General features: G+C 70.0%; 2 protein-coding genes. Both read left to right on the top strand.

Going from position 1 to position 3,415, the window contains the following annotated elements:
* The first annotated feature begins 71 nt into the window (after positions 1–71).
* The gene (locus J2Y49_RS32310; protein ID WP_310119866.1) at positions 72–1,208 is read left to right on the top strand and encodes a tyrosine-type recombinase/integrase; all 1,137 of its coding nucleotides are present in this window, start codon (positions 72–74) and stop codon (positions 1,206–1,208) included.
* The gene (locus J2Y49_RS32305) at positions 1,205–3,268 is read left to right on the top strand and encodes a tyrosine-type recombinase/integrase (RefSeq protein WP_310119864.1); all 2,064 of its coding nucleotides are present in this window, start codon (positions 1,205–1,207) and stop codon (positions 3,266–3,268) included. Before J2Y49_RS32310 ends, J2Y49_RS32305 begins: the two co-directional genes overlap by 4 nt.
* Positions 3,269–3,415: the final 147 nt, after the last annotated feature.

Here is a 3,415-nt window from a genome sequence, read left to right as displayed (position 1 = left end):
GTTATATGGACATTTGGCTCCAAGGAGCCTTTCGAGCATTCTTGTGACGACATCGGACACAGGGGGCGTCTATGGCCAGGATCGAGCGCACGGAGGGGCAGTCGGTGCGGTATCGCTTGGTCTCGGCAGCGGGTGAGCCGGTGCCGATCGTCCAGGATTTCCTCGCCCACCTGCTCGCCCGGGGTTGTTCACCCAACACGGTAGCCGCCTACGCCTTCGACCTGCGCCACCTCTGGACCTTCCTGGAAGCCTCGGGTCTGCCCTGGAACGGGATGCTGCCCCCCGATGCGATCGGTCTGCTCGCCCATCTGCGCAGCGTCGCGGTTCGCCGAAGGCGGCGCGCCGAGCCGTCCTTGCTTGCGGCGGGTGGTGATCGCGTGCTGGGCCTGTCTGCTGCGGCTATCAACCGGGCGCTTGCTGCGGCGGCCTCGCTTTACGAGTTCGCCATCGTCGCGGGGCGTCTCGATGGCCCCAACCCGCTGGCGTGCGGGGAGCACAAGAACGCCGTTCCGGTGACGGACCGCCATCGGCCGTTCCTGGATGGCATCGCGCGGCGCTCGCCGATCCGGCGCGGCATGCGGGTGAGGACGGCGCTCCGGTTGCCCCGCCCGCTCGAGCCCGAGCAGGTGGCGGCGCTGGTCGGCTGCCTGCGCTGCAAGCGGGACCTTGCCCTGGTCAGGCTCATGTTGGACGGGGGCCTGCGCCCGGGCGAGGCGTTGGCGCTGCGGGTCGCGGACGTCGCCTACGGCCGGCGCCGGGTGGTGATACGGCACGATACCGAGCACCCCAAGGGTGTGCGGCCGAAATCGCGCACGGAGCGCGTTGTCGACCTGCACGAACCGGAGACCCTCGCCGCCGTCGCCGACTACATGATGTCTGAGAGGCCGGTTGAGGCGGACTCTCCCTACCTGTTCTTAGTCGGTGGCCACGGCCGACGCCGACTGGAGCCGCTGAGCTACGCGGCGCTGGCCAAGCTTTTCGCCCGGGCAGCAGCGCGCGCCGGCATCCGCGAGGCCTGGGTCACTCCGCACGCGCTGCGCCACACACACGCCACACGCATGTGGGAGGGTGGGATGCGCGAACTGGCGCTGCAGCGCCGGCTGGGACATGCCTCACCGGTGTCGACGCGCATCTACACCCGGGTGTCCGATGCCGCCGTCGTCGCGGAGTATCGCCGGGCCGTCGGGCTTGATCGGGAGGTCCCATGAGGGCCGGACCCGTTCCGGCGGCGGCGATGCACGCCCGTGATCGCGTTGCCCCCGTCTTTCCGCCGAGGCACTGTGACGATGCCGAGTACGTGGCTTACATCCACAGGCTGCCGCTGGCGCCCATGGTCAAACGCCAACGCATCGCGATCCGACGCCGGTTCGAGCGGTTTTGGCCGGATCTCGCGGACTGGTTCGCGGCGCCCATGGGGGTGCGCGTCGCCCGATTGCCGGCCCGGCACCAGGGCGACGCCGTCCGCATCAACAGCTACGCGGCGCGCAGCTATCTGTACTATCTGGCACTCACGGATCGGATCCGGCTCGATCCGCCCTGGCTGTTGGCCATCGGCGACCTCCGGGCCGTCCAAGTGGCGGCGTCGCTCGGGATCGACCTGGGAATCGAATTGCTTGCGGCGGAGGCTGCTGCCCACGGACTGGAACGGTTCGGCGCCAAGCTCAGCTTAGCCTGGGCGATGGCGCGCATCGCCCTGTGCTTCGGGGCCCGCGGGGCCGCCGCGGTTTCGGACGACCATGTGGATGCGCTGATGGCGGCCATCCGGGAATTCGGCGCTCGGCCGGACGTCGGCGAGTTCTGGGGCTCCGCAGAGCGGTTCCGGGTGTCGCCCGCCAAGGCCTGGGTGACCCACCTCGGCCGACTGCGAATGATCCTTTACCACCGCGGCCAGGCTGCAGCCGAGCCGCGCAAGGCGATGCCGGGCTACGCGGCTCCCGCGCCGCCGCAAGCGGCCATGCTGGCCTTGGTCGAGCGCTGGCTGGAGGTGCGCCGGCTGACCGACAACCCGTCCACAGTCTATCACCTGTCCGTCGGCATGCGGCATTTCCTGCATTATCTGGCGGAGACCGTGCCGGAGGTGCAGGACTTCGGCGCGGTGACCCGCGACCACGCGCAGGGCTTCATGCACCGGATGGCGACGGAGATCCGGCCAACGACGGGACGCATTCTGGCGCCCAACACCCGTCGCGACCGGACAGGCGCTCTGGCGCAGTTTTGCCGGCAGACGGCCGCCTGGGGCTGGGAGGGCGCTCCGCCCCGGCAACTGGTCGACCGGCGTGACTATCCTCGGGCAGCGGAGCGCATCCCCCGGTACATCCCTGCCGACGAGCTGGCGCGGCTCATGGTGGCCATCCGGTCCATGACGTGCGTGTATCAACGCGCCGCCCTACTCGTGGCGCGCTGGTCCGGCGCGCGGCGGGCGGAGGTGCGTCGCCTCGCCATTGACTGCCTTGACCGCTACCCCGACGGGACAGCGCGGCTGCGGCTGCCGGCCGGCAAAACGTTGCGTGAGCGCATTGTGCCCCTGCACGACGAGGCGGCCGAGGCGATCCGGGTGGTGCAGGCGCTGCGGGATGGCCGTCCGGATCGGCCCTGCACCGACGAGGTCACCGGCCTTGGCGTGCGCTACCTGTTCGTGATGAACGGGCGGCGTTTGTCGTTGCACTACTTGTTCGAGACGGCCTTGCAGGCTGCCTGCCGTGAGGCCGGACTGGTCGATGCCCGAGGCCGAGGCACCGTGTCGGCGCACCGGTTCCGGCACACCGTCGGCACTGAGCTGGCGGAGAAGGGGGCCCGCCTGCACACGATCATGAGCATCCTGGGCCACCAGAGCCCCGCGATGTCGATGGTGTATGCGCGGATCAGCGACCCGGAGGTTCTGCGCGATTACCGGTCCGTGCTGGGCCCGGGCGCCGTCATCGCCGGCCCCGGTGTCGAAGCGCTGCGCGCGGGCCGGCTGTCGGATGAAGCCGTGGACTGGCTCAAGCTCAACTTCCTGAAGACCGAACTGGAGTTGGGACACTGCCTGCGGCTGCCCTCCGAGGGGCCGTGCGAGTGCGACCTCTACCTGACCTGCGCGCGGTTCGTGACAACGCCGGCCTACGCCGGCCGGCTACGGGAGCGGCGGCACGTCGAGATGACCTTGGTCGAGGATGCGCGCTGCCGGGGATGGCCCCGGGAGGTGGACCGCCACCGCGCCGTTGTGGCCAGGATCGAGGGGCTGCTCGGCGAGTTGGGCGAGCCGATTGATCCGCCACCTCAAGGCTGACCGGCGGCTGACCGGATGGGTCCACAGCAACCCCCCGTGCGCCGCTCCGCCAGCTGCTTGAGGAGCGCTTCGCGGCGCACGGGGCCCCTCTGTGGACTATCCGGACAGCCGCCTCCAGTTCCCTCTTGACTGTCCATGTAACGCTCG

This window comes from Azospirillum sp. BE72 (genome assembly GCF_031455875.1).
Taxonomy (GTDB): domain Bacteria; phylum Pseudomonadota; class Alphaproteobacteria; order Azospirillales; family Azospirillaceae; genus Azospirillum.
The sequence above is the reverse complement of the archived record's forward strand: the minus strand, read 5'-3'. Positions and strand labels throughout refer to the sequence as shown.